The sequence below is a fragment of the Pseudoduganella umbonata genome, assembly GCF_014192225.1.
In the GTDB taxonomy this organism is placed as follows: Bacteria; Pseudomonadota; Gammaproteobacteria; order Burkholderiales; family Burkholderiaceae_D; genus Rugamonas; species Rugamonas umbonata.
The window spans coordinates 156,448-173,341 of the sequence record NZ_JACHXS010000009.1; the positions used below are offsets into that span (position 1 = coordinate 156,448).

7 protein-coding genes are annotated in these 16,894 nt (G+C 64.2%); 3 read left to right on the forward strand and 4 right to left on the reverse strand.

The window, feature by feature from the left end:
• Nucleotides 1-163 precede the first annotated feature (163 nt).
• Nucleotides 164-3,130 (forward strand): TonB-dependent receptor domain-containing protein, encoded by a 2,967-nt coding sequence (locus FHS02_RS21755; protein ID WP_137316356.1) that lies wholly within the window; start codon nucleotides 164-166, stop codon nucleotides 3,128-3,130.
• Between the two features lie 306 nt (nucleotides 3,131-3,436).
• A complete protein-coding gene (locus tag FHS02_RS21760) occupies nucleotides 3,437-6,142 on the forward strand; it encodes a TonB-dependent receptor (RefSeq protein WP_137316355.1) in 2,706 nt (901 codons plus the stop codon).
• Between the two features lie 226 nt (nucleotides 6,143-6,368).
• On the opposite strand, the gene gap is transcribed toward FHS02_RS21760, so the two are convergent.
• Both gap and tkt read right to left on the reverse strand, forming a co-directional pair.
• Nucleotides 6,369-7,379 carry a type I glyceraldehyde-3-phosphate dehydrogenase gene (gene gap, locus FHS02_RS21765; RefSeq protein WP_137316354.1) on the reverse strand — a complete coding sequence of 337 codons (1,011 nt, stop codon included), beginning with the start codon at nucleotides 7,377-7,379 and terminating at the stop codon, nucleotides 6,369-6,371.
• 180 nt (nucleotides 7,380-7,559) lie between these two features.
• Nucleotides 7,560-9,557 (reverse strand): transketolase, encoded by a 1,998-nt coding sequence (gene tkt, locus FHS02_RS21770; RefSeq protein ID WP_137316353.1) that lies wholly within the window; start codon nucleotides 9,555-9,557, stop codon nucleotides 7,560-7,562.
• Nucleotides 9,558-9,744: 187 nt separating this feature from the next.
• Between tkt and FHS02_RS21775 the strand changes: the two genes are divergently transcribed.
• Complete coding sequence (locus FHS02_RS21775; protein WP_137316352.1) at nucleotides 9,745-10,470, forward strand: 16S rRNA (uracil(1498)-N(3))-methyltransferase; 726 nt, start codon at nucleotides 9,745-9,747, stop codon at nucleotides 10,468-10,470.
• A 54-nt stretch (nucleotides 10,471-10,524) separates the two neighbouring features.
• Here FHS02_RS21775 and FHS02_RS21780 read toward each other — a convergent pair whose 3' ends face one another.
• Complete coding sequence (locus FHS02_RS21780) at nucleotides 10,525-13,392, reverse strand: TonB-dependent receptor (protein WP_137316351.1); 2,868 nt, start codon at nucleotides 13,390-13,392, stop codon at nucleotides 10,525-10,527.
• A 373-nt stretch (nucleotides 13,393-13,765) separates the two neighbouring features.
• Nucleotides 13,766-16,843 (reverse strand): TonB-dependent receptor, encoded by a 3,078-nt coding sequence (locus FHS02_RS21785; RefSeq protein ID WP_137316350.1) that lies wholly within the window; start codon nucleotides 16,841-16,843, stop codon nucleotides 13,766-13,768.
• Nucleotides 16,844-16,894: the final 51 nt, after the last annotated feature.

Consider the following 16,894-nt stretch of genomic DNA (forward strand, 5'->3'; position numbering starts at 1 on the left):
CGCCAAATATAAATTGGTCCCTACTGGGAACCGTTGCATATCCCATACATCCGACCGCGATTCGATTAGAAATAATTTGTAGTTTTTGCATCTTTGGCTAAAGATCTTTCTATCGGCAGGTGAGCCTGCGCCGACCGTCTGATCAACCAGGGAGCAAAACAGCATGAGAGAGAAACGACTTTCGCAGTCCGTGCGCCTGATGTGCCTCGGCAGCGTAATGGTGGGCATGACCGCACAGGCCCAGGGCCAGCAGGCGCCGGTCCAGGCCGCCCCCACGCAAACCGCGCAAACCGCGCAGGAAGCGCCGATGCAGACGGTGCAGGTGACGGGTTCGCGTATCCGCGCGCCGGGTGCGGAATCGGCGTCGCCGCTGCAGGTGCTGACGGCCACCGACATCGCCGCCTCCGGTGTCACGAACCTGCAGGAACTGCTGCTGAAGAATCCCACGCTGGGCACGCCGTCGGTCAGCCGCACCAACTCGAATTTCTCGACCTCGAGCGCCGGCGTCTCGACCGTCGACCTGCGCTCGCTGGGCACGTCGCGCACGCTGGTACTGCTCAATGGCCGCCGCTTCGTGGCCGGCATACCGGGCGAGACGGCCGTCGACCTGAACGTGATTCCCACCGACTTCATCGAGCGCGTCGACATGCTGACGGGCGGCGCGTCCGCCACCTACGGTTCGGATGCCGTGGCCGGCGTCGTCAACATCGTCACGAAGCGCAACTTCAACGGCCTCATCCTCGATGCCCAAGGCGGCCAGAGCACCAAGCACGACGACACGAAGAAGAAATTCTCGGCCACGTGGGGCGTCAGCAATGCCGAAGGCACCAGCAACATCATGACGCACTTCGGCTACACCAAGCAGGGTGCGGTCTACTCGAAGGACCGGCCGGAGACCGCGGTGGACCAGACCTCCGAGAACGATCCCGAAGACCTGTTCAAGGTGATCCGGCCGTTCTATTCCAGCTATGCGCCGCAGGGTCGCTTCTTCCATGACGAAGGCAGCTACACCTACGACGCCGCAGGCAACGTGATCCCGTGGAGCACGAACGGCACGGCCAGCCTGGCCGCCACCGGCTTCAACCGCTCGGCATTCCGCTCGATCGCCGTGCCCACGGAACGCTACCTGCTGGCCACGACGGGGAACATGGCGCTCAACGAAAACCACTCGCTGTTCTTCGAAGGGAACTATGCCGCCACCCGGGTGGCGACGCGCATCGAACCCTTCGCGCTGGGCGCCGAGGACATCTATCCGGCCAGCGGCGGCCAGGTACCCGCCGAGTTCCTTGTCGACGGCACGCTGCGCCGCAATCCGATCGTGCCGCAATACCTGTACGACCGCATCAGCGACACCGATGGCGACGGCCTGCGCGACTACTACTTCACGCGCCGCATGGCCGAAGTGGGCACCCGCTCGTCCCAGGCCAACCGCGACACGTTCCGCCTTGCCGGCGGCGTCAAGGGCAACTTCAACCTGGTGCGCCAATGGAACTATGAGGCCTACGTGGCTTACGGCCAGACCAAGGAAGCGCAAAGTTCGACGGGCCAGGTCAACGTGCTGAACTTCCGCAATGCACTGGAAGCGATCCAGGACGTCGACGACGCCAACAACAACGGCAATACCGCCGAGACGGTCTGCCGCGACGCCAACGCGCGCCTGCAGGGCTGCGTGCCGATCAACGTGTTCGGCCTCGGCACGATCTCGCCGGAAGCGCTGAAGTACGTGGGCGCCCCGGGCAGCCTGGAAACGCAGATCACGCAGAAACTGGCCGGCGGCTCCATCACCGGCGATATCTTCGACCTGCCGGCAGGCGCGGTGGGCTTCGCTGCCGGCTTCGAATGGCGTGGCGAGAATTCGAGCGCCGTTCCCGATGCGCTGACCCAGGCGGGCCTGAATGGCGGCAACGAGCTGCCGCCGACCTTCGGCGACTTCAACGTCAAGGAACTGTTCGCCGAGGTTCGCGTGCCGATCCTGAAGGACCAGCCGTTCGCGCGCGCGCTGGACCTGTCCGGCTCCTTCCGCCGCGGCAACTATTCGACCGTCGGCTACACCTCCAGCTGGAACGCCGGCGTGGAATGGTCGCCGGTCAGCGACCTGAAGTTCCGCGCCACCCGTGCACTGTCGACCCGCGCGCCGAACATCAATGAACTGTTCCAGCCGCCGCAACAGACCTTCCCGGCCGACATCGTCGACCCGTGCGAAGGCGTGACCGCGTCGTCGTCGGGTGCGCGCGACGCGGCCTGCCGGGCCGCTCCCGGCGTAATGGAAAACATCGCCGAAAACGGCTCGTTCACGCTGAACCAGGCCGACATCCAGGGCATCAGCGGCTACGACCGCGGCAACCCGAACCTGAAAGCCGAAAAAGGCTGGTCCACCACCATCGGCTTCGTCTGGACGCCCCGCTCGATCCCCGCCATCCGGAACTTCGCGTTCACGGTGGACTACTTCGACATCAAGATCGACGATGCGCTGGTGTTCATGCCACGCCAGTTTGCGCTGGAAAACTGCTACGGCGGCGACGGTTCGCTGTGCAATGTGATCACGCGCCGCCCCACGCAGATCGGCGGCAACAGCTCGGGCTCGCTGGAATACATCGACTCGCTCGTCAGCAACAGCGGCGGCGTGGCCACCGAGGGCGTCGACGTAACGGTGTCTTGGGCGGACCGCGTCGGCCCGGGACGGCTGTCCACGCGCCTGGCCTGGACCTGGCTGCGCGAAGGCTACGACGTGCCGACGCCGGGCGCGGATCGCGACTACTGGGCTGGCGAAGTGGATTCGGCCGCGAAGAACCGGGCCACGCTGAACCTGGGCTACCGGTGGGGACCGTGGAACATCAACAGCACCACCTCGTACATCGGCAAGGCGGCGCTGGACGACCAGTTCCTGGCCCAGTTCGACATCCCCCGCAATGGCGTGACGGTCGGCTCGAAAACCTACCAGGACTTCCAGGTCTCGTATGACATCAACAAGAAATGGCAGGTGTACCTGGGCCTCGACAACGCGTTCGACACGAAGGCGCCGCCGATCGTTTCCGGCCTGCCCGGCAGCGATACCGGCGCCGAGACCGTCGCGGGCACCTACGACCCGATCGGCCGGCGCTACTACGCCGGCCTGCGCCTGAGCCTCTGATCGCCATTCCGGCGAACTCCGCTTTTTTCGGATGCCTCTCTCGGCTATTGCCAGGGAGGCATTTTTTTGGCATCGATCGATCAGGAATGCTGCAAAAGGAAAATAATGTTTGGTCCCAGTCTACATTTGGTTACATCTTTCGATTGTTCATAACAAGATGTTACAGAAATGTTGTATGTAACACGAATGTAACAATAGAAGTTAAATTACTATTGACCCAGAGTAACGCGACAGTGTCTTATGTGCGATCGCCGACCGGCAATGTAGCCGCTCAGCGTGCATTCGGACCATGACACTGGAGCATAAATGATCAAAGAAACAACGCTTTCCCATTCGATCCGCCTGATTTGCGCGGCGGGGCTTGCCGGCATGATCGCCGCGCCCGCCTTCGCGCAAACGACGGAGCAGCCGATCCAGCGCGTACAGATCACCGGCTCGGCGATCAAGCGCATCGATGCCGAGACGGCCGTGCCGATCACCGTCGTCAAGATGGACCAGCTGAAGGCGGAAGGCATCACCACCGTGGAGCAGGTGCTGTCCACCGTGGCTGCGATGCAGGCTACCCAGGGCACCAGCCAGGTCGTTGGCCTGGGCACCGGCGGCGCCTCGTTCGCCGACATGCGCGGTATCGGCGAGAACAAGACGCTGGTCCTGCTGAACGGCCGCCGCCTGGCGAACAATGCGTTCGACAGCTCGGCACCGGACCTGAACATGATCCCGTTCGCGGCGATCGAGCGCGTGGAAGTGCTGCGCGACGGCGCATCGTCGCTGTACGGCTCCGACGCCGTGGGTGGCGTGATCAACTTCATCACCAAGAAGGACTTCACCGGCGGCATCGTGTCCGTCGGCGGCGATTCGCCCCACCACCAGGGCGGCCAGAGCCTGAACAGCAATATCGGCCTGGGCTTCGGCGACCTGGATACGGATGGCTGGAACTTCTTCGCCATGGGCGATTTCCAGAAGCAGCGCGCCATTGGCGGCCTGGACCGTGATTTCAACACGCGCTACCCCGGCGGCCTGTCGGGCAGCACCAGCCCGGCCAACTACTACCAGGAAGGTGATGCCGGCAACCCGGCCGCGCCGAACTGCACGAGCGCGCCGAACCTGGTACCGAATGGCACCAGCTGCCGGATGACGACGTCGAGCTTCGTCGACTACGTGCCGCGCTCCGAGCGCGCCACCGGCCTGTTCAAGGGCACGCTGAAGCTGCCGAACAACCACGAGCTGGGCCTGGAATACCTGATCAGCCGCAGCAAGGTGGAAAGCGCGATCGCGCCGGTACCCTACGGCGGCCTGATCATGAACCGCACGCTGGCCAACGGTTCGCTGAATCCGTACTACCCGGGCAACCCTGGCGCCGTGGCGTCGAACATCGAGCTCGATCCGAACTTCGGCGCATCCGACCTGCCGGACGGCGCCCGCCCTGGCTACATCAACGTGATGTGGCGTAACCTGCCGGGCGGTTCGCGCGCGGATGAAAACATCAACCGCCAGCAGCGCTTCGTCGCTTCGCTGTCCGGCAACGTGGCTGGCTGGGATTACCAGACCGCCCTGTCGTACAACGAAAACAAGGTGCAGGTGAACCTGAACGGCTACAGCAACGGCGACATCATCACGCAAGGCGTGCTCGATGGCGTGATCAACCCGTTCGGCGAACAGACCGCGGCCGGCATGGACCTGATCCTTGGTGCCGCCCTGAACGGCAACATCCAGAATGCCAAGGGCACCACCAAGACGCTGGACTTCAACGCCAGCCGCGAACTCGCCGACTGGTTCGGCGCCGGCCGTCCCGCCGCGCTGGCGATCGGCGGCGTGGCCAGCCGCGAGCACTTCGTGCAGGCGTCGAATACCGAGTACGCCGAGAAGGTCGTGGCCAGCACGGGCATCGATCCGACCGCCCACAACGAAGGTTCGCGCAATGTGTACGCGGCCTATACCGAGCTGAACGTGCCGCTGCTGAAGACGCTGGACGTGACGGCAGCCGTGCGCTACGACAAGTACAGCGACTTCGGCAACAGCACCAATCCGAAGTTCAGCTTCCGCTGGCAGCCGGCACAGCAAGTGCTGGTGCGTGGTTCGTACTCGACGGGCTTCCGCGCGCCGTCGCTGTACGAGATCAATGCGTCGCAGACGTACACCAACACGTCCACGCAGAACGATCCGGTGAACTGCCCGAACGGCACGCCGATCCCGGGCAAGGGCTCGGCCACGAACTGCCGCGTACAGTTCCAGAAGCTGCTGGGCGGTAACCAGAACCTGGATCCGGAAGAGTCGAAGAACGCCACGCTGGGTATCGTCTACGAAGGCGTGCAGAACCTGACGCTGTCGGCCGACCTGTGGGCCATCAAGCTGGAACACCAGATCGACAGCCTGTCCGAGGATGACGTGTTCGCCGACGGCGTGAAGTATGCGGCGCTGTACAACCGCAACCCGGCCGGCAACCTGTCGATCGACGGTTCGCAGTGCGTCACGCCGACCAACTGCGGCTATGTCGACCTGCGCACGCAAAACCTGGGCAACATCAAGACCCACGGCGTGGACCTGGCTGCCCAGTACCGCCTGCGTACCAATGCGTTCGGTACCTACAACTTCGCGCTGAACAGCACCTGGGTGCACGGCTACAAGTACCAGACGTCGCAAGGCGGCGAATGGATCGACCGCCTGGGCGCCTACCGCGGCATCGGCCCGGTGTTCCGCTGGCAGAACACCGCCAACGTGCGCTGGAACCTGCGCCAGCTGGGCGCCGGCCTGACCGCGAACTACAAGTCCGGCTACCTGGACGCGGACAATGCCTTCGAGGAAAACCACCGCGTGGCGTCGTACACCACCATCGACGGCTACCTGTCGTGGACGCAGCCGAAGGGCTACGCCGTCACCTTCGGCGTGCGCAACATGTTCGACCGCGAGCCGCCGCTGTCCTACCAGGAAGACACCTTCCAGGCTGGCTACGACCCGCGCTTCGCGTCGGCGATCGGCCGCACGTTCTACGTGCGCGCTTCGTACAGCTTCTAAGCTGCGCGCCGCATGACAAAGCCCCGCCGGCTCGCGCCGGCGGGGCTTTTTTCATTGCTCGACACCGGGGTCAGACCCCGGTTTCAGGAAACATTGCCCAAAACCGGGGTCAGACCCCGAATTTGGGCAACACCAGAATGTTCCAGGAAAACCGGTGACAGACACCGGTTTTCGGGCAACAAAAAAGGCGCCCGGAGGCGCCTTTTTGCAGATGCTGCGGGAGCGGTTACTTCGCGTTGAACAGCGCGACGGTGGTGTCGAGCATGCGGTTCGAGAAGCCCCACTCGTTGTCGTACCACGACGAGACCTTGACCAGGCGGCCGGAGACTTTCGTCAGCGTGCTGTCGAAGTTCGACGAAGCCGGGTTGTGGTTGAAGTCCACCGATACCAGCGGTTCGGTCTGGTACGTCAGCACGCCTGCCAGCGCGCCTTCGGCGGCCGACTTCATGATCTGGTTGACTTCATCGACGGTGGTGTCGCGCTTGGCGATGAACGACAGGTCGACCAGCGACACGTTGATGGTCGGCACGCGGATCGCGAAGCCGTCCAGCTTGCCGTTCAGTTCCGGCAGCACCAGGCCGACCGCTGCGGCGGCGCCGGTCTTGGTCGGGATCATCGACTGGGTGGCCGAACGGGCGCGGCGCAGGTCTTCGTGCATCACGTCGGTCAGCACCTGGTCGTTGGTGTACGAGTGCACGGTGGTCATCAGGCCGGTTTCCACGCCGATCGCATCGTTCAGCGGCTTGACCAGCGGGGCCAGGCAGTTGGTGGTGCACGACGCGTTGGAGATCACGGTGTCCGACGCTTTCAGCACGCCTTCGTTGACGCCGAACACGATGGTCGCGTCGACATCCTTGCCGCCCGGCGCGGAGATGATGACTTTCTTGGCGCCGCCCTTCAGGTGAGCCGAAGCTTTTTCCTTGGTGGTGAAGAAGCCGGTGCACTCCAGCACCACGTCCACGCCCAGCTCGCCCCATGGAATTTCAGCGGGATTGCGCTGCGCGAACACGCGGATCTTGTCGCCGTTGACGATCATGAAATCGCCGTCGACTTCCACGGTACCGTTGAACTTGCCATGGGCCGTGTCGTAGCGGGTCAGGTGCGCGTTGGACTGCGCGTTGCCCAGGTCATTGATGGCCACGATCTGGATGTCCTGCTTCTTGCCGCCTTCGTAGAAAGCGCGCAGTACGTTGCGGCCGATACGGCCATAGCCGTTGATAGCTACCTTGATCGTCATTACATGTGCTCCTGATTAAAGAAAATCGGTTCTTATAGCCGCTGACATGAGCTCCATGGCTGCGTTGCATTCGTCTCGCCGTACTAAAGTACTGTCTTCGACGATGCGCCTTGCCCTGACGCCCGTGTCAGCGGCTCCCTATCGTGGAACGCCCCACTACAGGAGTGGGGCGCGAGTTCTTTATGCAGCAATAACAGCTTTGGCTTTCGCCACTACGTTCTCAACGGTGAAGCCGAAGTGCTTGAACAGCACGCTGGCCGGCGCGGATTCGCCGAACGTGTCGATACCGACCACGGCGCCTTCCAGGCCCACGTACTTGTACCAGAAATCGGTCACGCCGGCTTCCACCGCCACGCGGGGGATGCCCTTGCCCAGCACGCTGGCCTTGTAGGCGGCGTCCTGGCGGTCGAACACGTCGGTCGACGGCATCGACACCACGCGGGCGGCAATGCCTTCGCTCTTCAGCGCGGCGGCGGCACCGACGGCCAGTTCCACTTCCGAACCGGTGGCGATCAGCACCACTTTCGCGTCCGCTTCGTCGGACAGGATGTAGCCGCCCTTGGCGATGTCGGCGATGGCCTGCTCGGTGCGCTCATGGTACGGCAGGTTCTGGCGCGAGAAGATCAGCGTGCTCGGGCCGTTCTTGCGCTTGACCGCTTCGCCCCAGGCGACCATCGATTCGACGGTGTCGGCAGGACGCCAGTTGTCCAGGTTCGGGATCAGGCGCAGCGACGACACGTGCTCGACCGACTGGTGGGTCGGGCCGTCTTCGCCCAGGCCGATCGAATCGTGGGTGAACACGAAGATCGAACGCTGCTTCATCAGCGCGGCCATGCGCAGCGCGTTGCGGCTGTAGTCGGAGAACGTCAGGAACGTGGCGCCGAACGGGATGTAGCCGCCGTGCAGGGCCACGCCGTTCATGATCGCGCTCATGCCGAATTCGCGCACGCCGTAGTTGACGTGGTTGCCCGGCTTGCCGGAACGGATGTTGGTCGACTCTTTCCAGTTCGTCAGGTTCGAGCTGGTCAGGTCGGCCGAGCCGCCCAGGAATTCCGGCAGCACCGCCGACAGCGCCTGGATCGCGTTCTGCGATGCCTTGCGGGTGGCGATGGTTTCCTTCTTCTCGACGCAGGAAGCGATCGCGGCCTTCAGCGTTTCATCGAAGTTGGCCGGCAGGTCGCCGTTCATGCGGCGCTTCAGCTCGGCGGCTTCAGCCGGGAAGGCGGCGGCGTAAGAGTCGAACTTGGTGTTCCATTCGGTTTCGAACGAAGCACCCTTGTCCTTGAAGTTCCAGGCGGTGGTGACTTCTTCCGGCAGCACGAACGGCTCGTGGCCCCAGCTGATGTATTCGCGGACGGCGGCGATTTCCTTGTCGCCCAGCGCGGCGCCGTGCACCTTGTCGCCACCCTGCAGGTTCGGCGAACCCTTGCCGATGACGGTCTTGCAGCAGATCAGCGTCGGCTTGTCGGACTTCTTGGCCTGCTCGATGGCGGCATCGACGGCGGTCACGTCGTGGCCGTCCACGTCGCGGATCACGTTCCAGCCGTACGCTTCGAAGCGCTTCGGCGTGTCGTCGGTGAACCAGCCTTCGACCTTGCCGTCGATGGAGATGCCATTGTCGTCGTACAGCGCGATCAATTTACGCAGGCCGAGCGTGCCGGCCAGCGAGCACACTTCGTGCGAGATGCCTTCCATCAGGCAGCCGTCGCCGACGAACGCGTAGGTGTAGTGATCGACGACATCATGGCCCGGCTTGTTGAATTCGTTCGCCAGCAGCCACTCGGCCAGCGCCATGCCGACGGCATTGGCCAGGCCCTGGCCCAGCGGGCCGGTGGTGGTTTCCACGCCCGGCGTGATATCGACTTCCGGATGGCCCGGGGTCTTCGAATGCAGCTGGCGGAAGCCGCGGATGTCGTCCATCGACACGTCATAGCCGGACAGGTGCAGCAGCGCATAGTGCAGCATCGAGCCGTGGCCGTTGGAGAGCAGGAAGCGGTCGCGGTTGACCCAGTCCGGATTGGCCGGGTTGTGGCGGTGGTGGCCGCTCCACAGCGCGACGGCGATCTCGGCCATGCCCATCGGCATGCCTGGGTGGCCGGAGTTGGCTTTCTGGACGGCGTCCATCGCCAGCGCGCGGATCGCGTTGGCCATCTGGGTGTGGGGGAGCTTAGCGTTCATATCAGTTGGTGCGGGAGGTTTGGAATTCCGGGGGCTACAGGCTGTATCGAGCTGGTAGTAAGCCACTAAGCAAACTTGCCGATGCTGGAACCGCCTTGGCTGCGTAGCCCGCTATTTTACCAGAGGCCGGCGCCGGCGCTTAAAATCAGTGCATTCCAGACTTATATCGATAACGATTCCGATAACGATGCCACGCTTTTACATCGACGCTCCCCTCGCCGCCGGCGCCCTGCTGGACTTGCCGGCCGAGGTTGCCCACCATATCCACGTCGTCCGCCTCGCGCCGGGCGACACGCTGACCCTGTTCAACGGCGAAGGCGGCCAGTACGAGGCCGTGCTGACGGAAGTGGGCAAGAAACGGGCAACGGCCGAGGTGGGCGCGTTCAATGCCCGCGACGTCGAGCTGTCCTACTCCGTCACGCTGGCCCAGGGATTGCCGGAAGGCACGAAAATGGACTGGATCGTGGAAAAAGCCGTCGAACTGGGCGTGGCCGCCGTGCAGCCGCTGGCGGCGCGGCGCTGCGTGGTGCGCCTTTCCGCCGAACGGGCGCAGAAAAAACTGGAGCACTGGCGCGGCATCGTGGTGGCCGCCGCCGAGCAGAGCGGGCGCAACCGGCTGGCGACCGTCGCCGAACCGGCCGATTTCCGCGACTGGCTCGGCACTCCCTCCGCCGGGCCGCGCCTCTTGCTGTCGCCGCGCGCCACGTCGTCGCTGGTCGAGTGGGCACGCCACGCCGGCCCCCAGCCGGTCACGCTGCTGGTGGGGCCCGAGGGCGGCTTCACGGACGAGGAAGAAGATGCGGCGGTGCGCGCCGGCGCGACCATGGTGTCGATGGGGCCGCGGGTGCTGCGCACGGAAACGGCGGCGCTGGCGGCTTTGCCGATGCTGGCCGCCGTGTGGGGCGGGATGTAACGCGATCATGAAAAAAGGGCGCCACGGCGCCCTTGATGAGGAGATGGCGGCCGGTCAGAACGTGTAGCTCGCGCCGAGCGAGAAGTAACGCCCCACTGCGCCGGCCTGGTGCAGCGTCGCGTTGTACGCGGTCTGCGGCCCGGCGTTGCCGTACGTCGCCACGTCGATCGGCGGCTGGCGGTCGAAGGCGTTCAGGATCGAGGCCTTGATCGTCAGGTTCTTGTTCACGCGGAACACGGCATTCAGGTCCGTCGACATGAACGAGCGGATCTTGCAGTATTCCGGCGGCGTACCGTTCGGGTTGTTGTTGAAGTACGCACGGCCGCCCACGCTTACGGCAATGTCGGCGCAGTCGTTGACGCCCAGCGACGGGTCCAGGCCGTTATAGGAACCGACCCAGTTGAAGGTGCTGGTCAGCGTCACCGGCCCCTTCTCGTAGCCCAGGGTCAGCTGGGCGCGGTTCTTCGGATTGCCCGTGTTGCCGGAAACCACGGACGGGCCATGCGTGCCGGCCAGCTCGTACTCGATGCCCACCTGGTCCAGCTTGTAGCTGATCATGTGGTTAAAGCTCAGCTGTGAGCGGAAGTTGCCGATGTCGCCGGCATTCCAGCGGTAGCTCAGGTCCAGTTCCACGCCGATGGTCTTCACGCCGCCCGAGTTCACGTAGGACGACTGGGCATAGGCGATCGTGCCGACCGGCGGCACGCCGGTGACGAGGCCGCCATTGCCATCGGCAATGTCGATCGGTACCGCCGGGTTGCGCACGTAGACCGGCACGAAGTCCGGCAGGCCCGATTCCGTGTTGATCTGGTTCTTGACCTCGATGCTGTAGTAATCCAGCGTGGCGCTCAGGTTGCGTACCGGCTCGACGATCAGGCCCAGCGTAAACGACTTCGATTTTTCCGGCTCAAGGTCGGGATTGGTCGTTTGCACGAAAGCGGGCACGAACGCACACGCGGAAGGCACATTGCCGGCCGTCGTGCGGTCGCCGTCGGCGCACAGGATCGGGTCGTCGATCGCGTTGAACGAGAAGGTGGACGACGAGATGCCCGATTCGGCCGCGTTCGGCGCGCGGAACCCGCGCGCAAAGGTGCCGCGAACCGTCAGGGCCGGGTGTGCCTTCCACTTGAATTTCGCGCCCGGCGTGAACGAGTTGCCGTACGTATCGTAGTGGTCATAGCGGGCGGAGGCGCTCAGCTCCAGGTTCTGCAGCGGCAGCGCGTTCAGCTCGGCAAACGCCGCCGTGTTGGTTTCGTCGCCAAAGACATAGGCGGCGCCGTTGCCGACCACGCCCTGCGCGAGCAGGTCCGGCGGCGGCGCGTTCAGTTCCTTCTTGTACCAGCTGACGCCGGCCGCGAACGTCAGCGGGCCGCCGCCGGGCAGGCGGACCAGCTCGCGCTGGGCATGTGCTTCGGCGAACGTCAGCTCGGATTCGGCTTCGTTACCGAAGGTCGGAACGATCGCCGCATTGTCGGCAACGGAGTTGCCGCCCAGCGGGTTGTAGGGATTGCCGGCGCGGCGCAGTGCGTCGTACAGCGCCACTCGATTGACATAGCCGTTGTAGACCGACTCGGTCTTCACCTTCGAATAGCCGGCGGCGGCGCCAATATCCCAGCCGCCCCAGGTGCCGTTCAGGTCGGCCGCGAAGCGCGTCGCGGTCGATTCGTTGTTCTGCTGCGCCGCCGAGCCCGCGCCGGGAATCAGGCCGTACAACCGGGCCGGCGCGCCGAGCTGGTTGATGCCGCCCGCCGGCAGCCGGGTATCGGGTACGCCGTTCACGATGCGGGGCGCCTGCCCCGGCACCAGCGCGGTATAGCCGCCGAAGGTATTGCTGGGCGTGAACGCCACGGCATTCGTCAGGCCCCGGCCGTTGGTGCTTTCGCGCCGGAACATCGACGCCTTCAATGCCAGCGTCCAGTCCTCGCCCAGCTTCTTCGTGAAGCCGGCCAGCACGCTCAGCCGGTCCGACTCCGGCTGCAGGTTCGACACCTCGTCGCGCACCACGCACTGGCCGGCGCGGTACTTGAGGAAGTTGCAGTTCGGGTCGAGGAACTGGTAGCTGGCCGGATTGTTGACGCCGGTGGCCGGGTTGTACAGGAAAGGACTGCTGGCGGCCGTCAGGAAACTGTTGCTCTCGTTCGGCACGCCGCGCAGCACGGACAGGCCGCCGCGCGTCGTCCAGTCGCCGCTGGCCCAGCCGTATTGCTCGCGCTGGTGCACCCTGATCGGGTCGGCGTGGCGGTACTCGGCGCTGACATAGGCGTTGTAGCCATCCGTATCCAGGTCGCCGATGCCGCCGGTGGCCGTCACCTTGTGCATCTTGCCGCCGCCGTGCTGCGAATTGCCGGCCTCGGCGCTGGCGCTGAAGCCCTTGAATTCCTTTTTCAGGATGATGTTGACCACGCCCGCGACAGCGTCGGAGCCGTACAGCGCCGAGGCGCCTTCCTTCAGCACCTCGATGCGTTCGACGGCGTCGAACGGGATCGACGACACGTCGACGAACTGCCGCTGCGAATCGTCGGACAGCGGATAGGGCGACATCCGGTGGCCGTCGACGAGCACGAGCGTCAGGCCGACACTGAGGCCGCGCAGCGACACTCCGGAGCCGCCGGCCGCGAAGGCACCCGCGAACCCGGTGCCCAGCGCTCCCTGCCCATTGGCGGACAGGTTGCTCAGTACTTCGGCAATCGACGTCTGGCCGGACCTGGCGATATCGGCCGCGGTCAGGACCTGGATCGGGCTGGGGGTTTCCTTGTCCGCACGGCTGATCAGGGAGCCTGTCACCGTGACGCGCTGCATCGGCTGCTGTTCAGCGGTAGAGCGGACGGTATCCTGTGCCCGCGAGGGCAGCGCGGGAAGAGCGGCCACGGCGCCAAAGGCCAGCGCCAGCGACCGTACGAGAACGGTTTTGTTTGCCATCATGGATTTCCTTTGTGAGCAAGCCATGCCGGGGCGCGATCCCGTTGGGATCACCTGTATCGGCAAGGCTTTATGGATCGCGTTCCCGCGACAGGCGCGGCAACGACTCGCTCGGAACACCAGTGGCTGTTTTTGTTTATTTCCGAATCCGCAATCAGAACATGCCCGCGGACGAAGTGTCAATTTATAAACATTGGTCTGCGGCAAACGTGCAACAAAAGTAGGCACGCTCTTTCTTGCGGGGCGTCAGGCGCATACGAAGTGGTATGCCCGTCCGCTGGCTGATTTGCTGCGAACGGCGCCATGAAAAAAGCCCGCGGAATCGCTCCCGCGGGCTTTTCTGCAACGGGCGCCGGGGCGCCCGTTCAGCACTTCATCAGAAGCGGTAGTTGTACTCGGCGGTCAGCTTCAGCTGGCGCGGCGAGGTGTAGCTGACGATACCGCCGTACAGCGCGTTGACCGTGGTCGCTGCGTCGGTGTTGTAGTCTTCGGTCATGTTCTGGCCAACCTGGCGGTTGAACACGTTGAACACGTCGAGCTTCAGCTGCAGGCCCTTCAGGATTGCCGGTGCGTAGACCACGTTCAGGTCCAGGCGGGTATCCCAAGGCATGCGGCCACGCGAACCGCGCGGTGCCGGCTTGTTGTCGCAGAAGAAGAACTCCGAGTTGTAGCCGGTAGCCGGGTTGTTGGCTTCGTAGTACTCATCCGGCAGGTTGCCGATACAGTTCTTCGGACGGCCCGACGCGATCAGCAGGTTGCCGCCAACGCTCAGCTGGTCGTTCAGCTGGTAGAAGCCGTAGGCCTTGATCTGGTGCTTGCGGTCGTTCGGCAGCAGGCCGTTGGAGTACAGCGACAGTTCAGGCTCGTCCCACACGGCGGTGGTCGACACGTCCGCCTGGCCCGAATCGGAACGGGTCTGGCCTTCGGTATTGCCGGCGTTGCGCGAGAACGTGTAGTTGATCTTGCCGTACCAGCCGTTGCGCAGCGGGTGCTCCGCGAACAGGTCCAGCGCGGCGTACGTGCGCTTGACTTTCGGGTAGCCCAGATCGGCGGCGCTCAGAGGCACTTCCGTCAGACGGCCCGAGCCGTAGTCGACGTTGAAGGTGTTGTCTTCGCCCGGGTTGAACAGGAAGCAGCTCGACGCGTAGTCCGCGGCGCCTTCGATGCCGTTCTCGATGCCCCATTTCTGGAACGGACGGGAATCGCAGAAGTCGTCGATCGCGCTTTGCAGCTTGCGGTAGGTGACTTTCGCGCCGAAGTTCAGCGATGGGCTGTACGCACGTTCGAAGCCAACGATCAGCTCGTCCTGGTACAGCGAATCCATGCCGATGGCGGCCACGGTACGCGGATCGCGGGACTGGCCGAACTCGTTGTTGGTCGAGGTCACGCCGGACAGCGGGGTCAGGCCGGTCGGTGCGCCGGTTGCCGGATCGATGCCGGTGTAGGCAAAGTACTCGCGGGTGAACAGCGATGCGCCGGCGGCACGGACGGCCACGTTGGTCGGCATCTGCAGGTGGTAGCGGCCCAGGTTACCGAATACTTTCAGCGACGAGTCGCCCATCACGTCCCAGGTTGCGCCCAGGCGCGGTGCCAGCTGGTGACGCTGCGAGACGTAGGCCTGGCCATCGCCGTTGTAGTTGGTGAACTGTTCGTTACGCAGGCCGAGCTTGACCAGCACGTCCTTGTGGACTTGCCAGCTGTCTTCGATGTACTGCGCGGACTGGTCCACGGACGGGGTCGACACGCCGGACGTGATGACGCGCTGCACGTAGTAACCCTGTGCGCCGTAGCCGCCACCGGCGATCGGAGCAGCAACGTCCGGACCGATCGGCTGCGTCGGATCGACAGCACGGCCATACTGCCACGTGCCGCCACCGGCGCGGCTGGTGCCGGCCTTGGAGCTGATGTCGTTCTTGTCCGCACCCACGCGGATGGTGTGGTCGCCCGCTTTCCACTGCAGGTTCAGGCTCATCACCTTCTGCTCGTCGAACGCGCCCGGGGTCAGGATGCTACCGGTGGTCGTTTGCGGGGCGATGTAGCTGAAGCCCGGGATACGCGCGCTGTCCGGCGCGACAACCTGCAGCAGGCTCGGGTTGTAGCCGACCGGCGCGAACACGTGCTCGGTCATGCTGTTACCGATCATCGCGGTCAGCGTCACGTCGTCGGACAGGTTGCCCGTGTAGTTCAGGATCTTGATTTCAGCGCCGACACGTGCCGCGACCGGGGTCGGGCCGTAGCTTTCGTAGTACGCGCCGCCGGTCTGCGTGCTGCCATGGCTCAGCGGGGCAATGCCGTTGCGTTCCGTGCTGCCGTAGTTGAAGCCGTAGTACTTGCGGTCCGATTTCGGATCGTCGAGGATGTACGTCCCTTCCAGGCGGTGGTTGTCGGAGATGTTCCAGTCGATCTTCACCAGCGCGCGGTTGGTGGTGTCTTCACGTTCCTGCCAGCCGGTGTTGATGGCGGCCGGCTGGTCGGCGTACTGGCGGGTGTCTTCGATCTCGGTCTTGGTGCGCTCCACGTTGGCGTAGAAGAACAGCTTGTCCTTGATGATCGGGCCGCCCACGTACACGTTGCCGATCTTGCGGTCGAACGAGTTGTCCTGGTCCCAGCGGTAGACGGTGCCGTCGGTGCCCGCGTTTTCAGGCGCACCGGTGCGCGGGTAGTACAGGTTGCGCTGCGAGGCGCGCAGCGAGTTCGGTTCCCAGCTGATGCTGCCGCCGGTTTCCCAGTTGTTGGTACCGCTCTTGGTGGAGATATTCACCACACCGCCGGTGGAACGGCCGAATTCGGCGCCGAAGCCGCCGGTCAGCACCTGGGCCTGGCCGATCGCGCCGAACGGCAGCTCGGAGGAGCCCACCTGGAACAGCACGTTGGTGACCGGGAAGCCGTTGATGTAGAACGCGTTTTCCGATGCCGCGGAACCGCCGAAGCTCGGTGCGTTGCCGTCGCCGTAGCGCGAGTCGCCGCGCGTCGTGTTCGGTGCCAGCTGGATGATCGATGCCACCGTCGGGGTCACCGGCAGCTTGGCCAGTTCACGCGCGTTGAAGGTGGTACCGCTGTTCGTGTTCGACACGTCGATGCGGCTGCGGCGGCCCGTCACCTGCACGGCCTGCATGGCCTTGCTGGAGAACGAAGCGTCGGCACCCTGGCCGATGCGCACATCGACTTCGGTGGTGTTGGCGACGGCGCCATTGCGCGTCAGTTCGACAGTGTACCGGCCGACCGGCAGTGCCGTCAGCTGGAAGCGGCCGCTCGCATCGGGAGTCACAGTCCGGCGCAGGCCGGTTTCCTTGCTCGACACGACGACCGTAGCACCGGCCGGGTTATCCACGGTGCCGAAGATGTTACCGGCAGCGTTCGACTGTGCCATTACCGGTTGGGTAATGGCCATCGTCATCGCAGTCGCGCCGAACGCGATCTGCAATGCCCGAACCAGAACAGTTTTCTTAAACATTGTGTATTTCCTATATTTGGTAAGCTTGCTGGCCACCGGATTTGGGTGAAA

Excerpts from the sequence above, each read along its gene's own strand:
- FHS02_RS21755 (WP_137316356.1), top strand. The coding sequence starts at position 164 with ATGAGAGAGAAACGACTTTCGCAGTCCGTGCGCCTGATGTGCCTCGGC.
- FHS02_RS21760 (WP_137316355.1), top strand. The coding sequence starts at position 3,437 with ATGATCAAAGAAACAACGCTTTCCCATTCGATCCGCCTGATTTGCGCG.
- gap (WP_137316354.1), bottom strand. The coding sequence starts at position 7,379 with ATGACGATCAAGGTAGCTATCAACGGCTATGGCCGTATCGGCCGCAAC.
- tkt (WP_137316353.1), bottom strand. The coding sequence starts at position 9,557 with ATGAACGCTAAGCTCCCCCACACCCAGATGGCCAACGCGATCCGCGCG.
- FHS02_RS21775 (WP_137316352.1), top strand. The coding sequence starts at position 9,745 with ATGCCACGCTTTTACATCGACGCTCCCCTCGCCGCCGGCGCCCTGCTG.
- FHS02_RS21780 (WP_137316351.1), bottom strand. The coding sequence starts at position 13,392 with ATGATGGCAAACAAAACCGTTCTCGTACGGTCGCTGGCGCTGGCCTTT.
- FHS02_RS21785 (WP_137316350.1), bottom strand. The coding sequence starts at position 16,843 with ATGTTTAAGAAAACTGTTCTGGTTCGGGCATTGCAGATCGCGTTCGGC.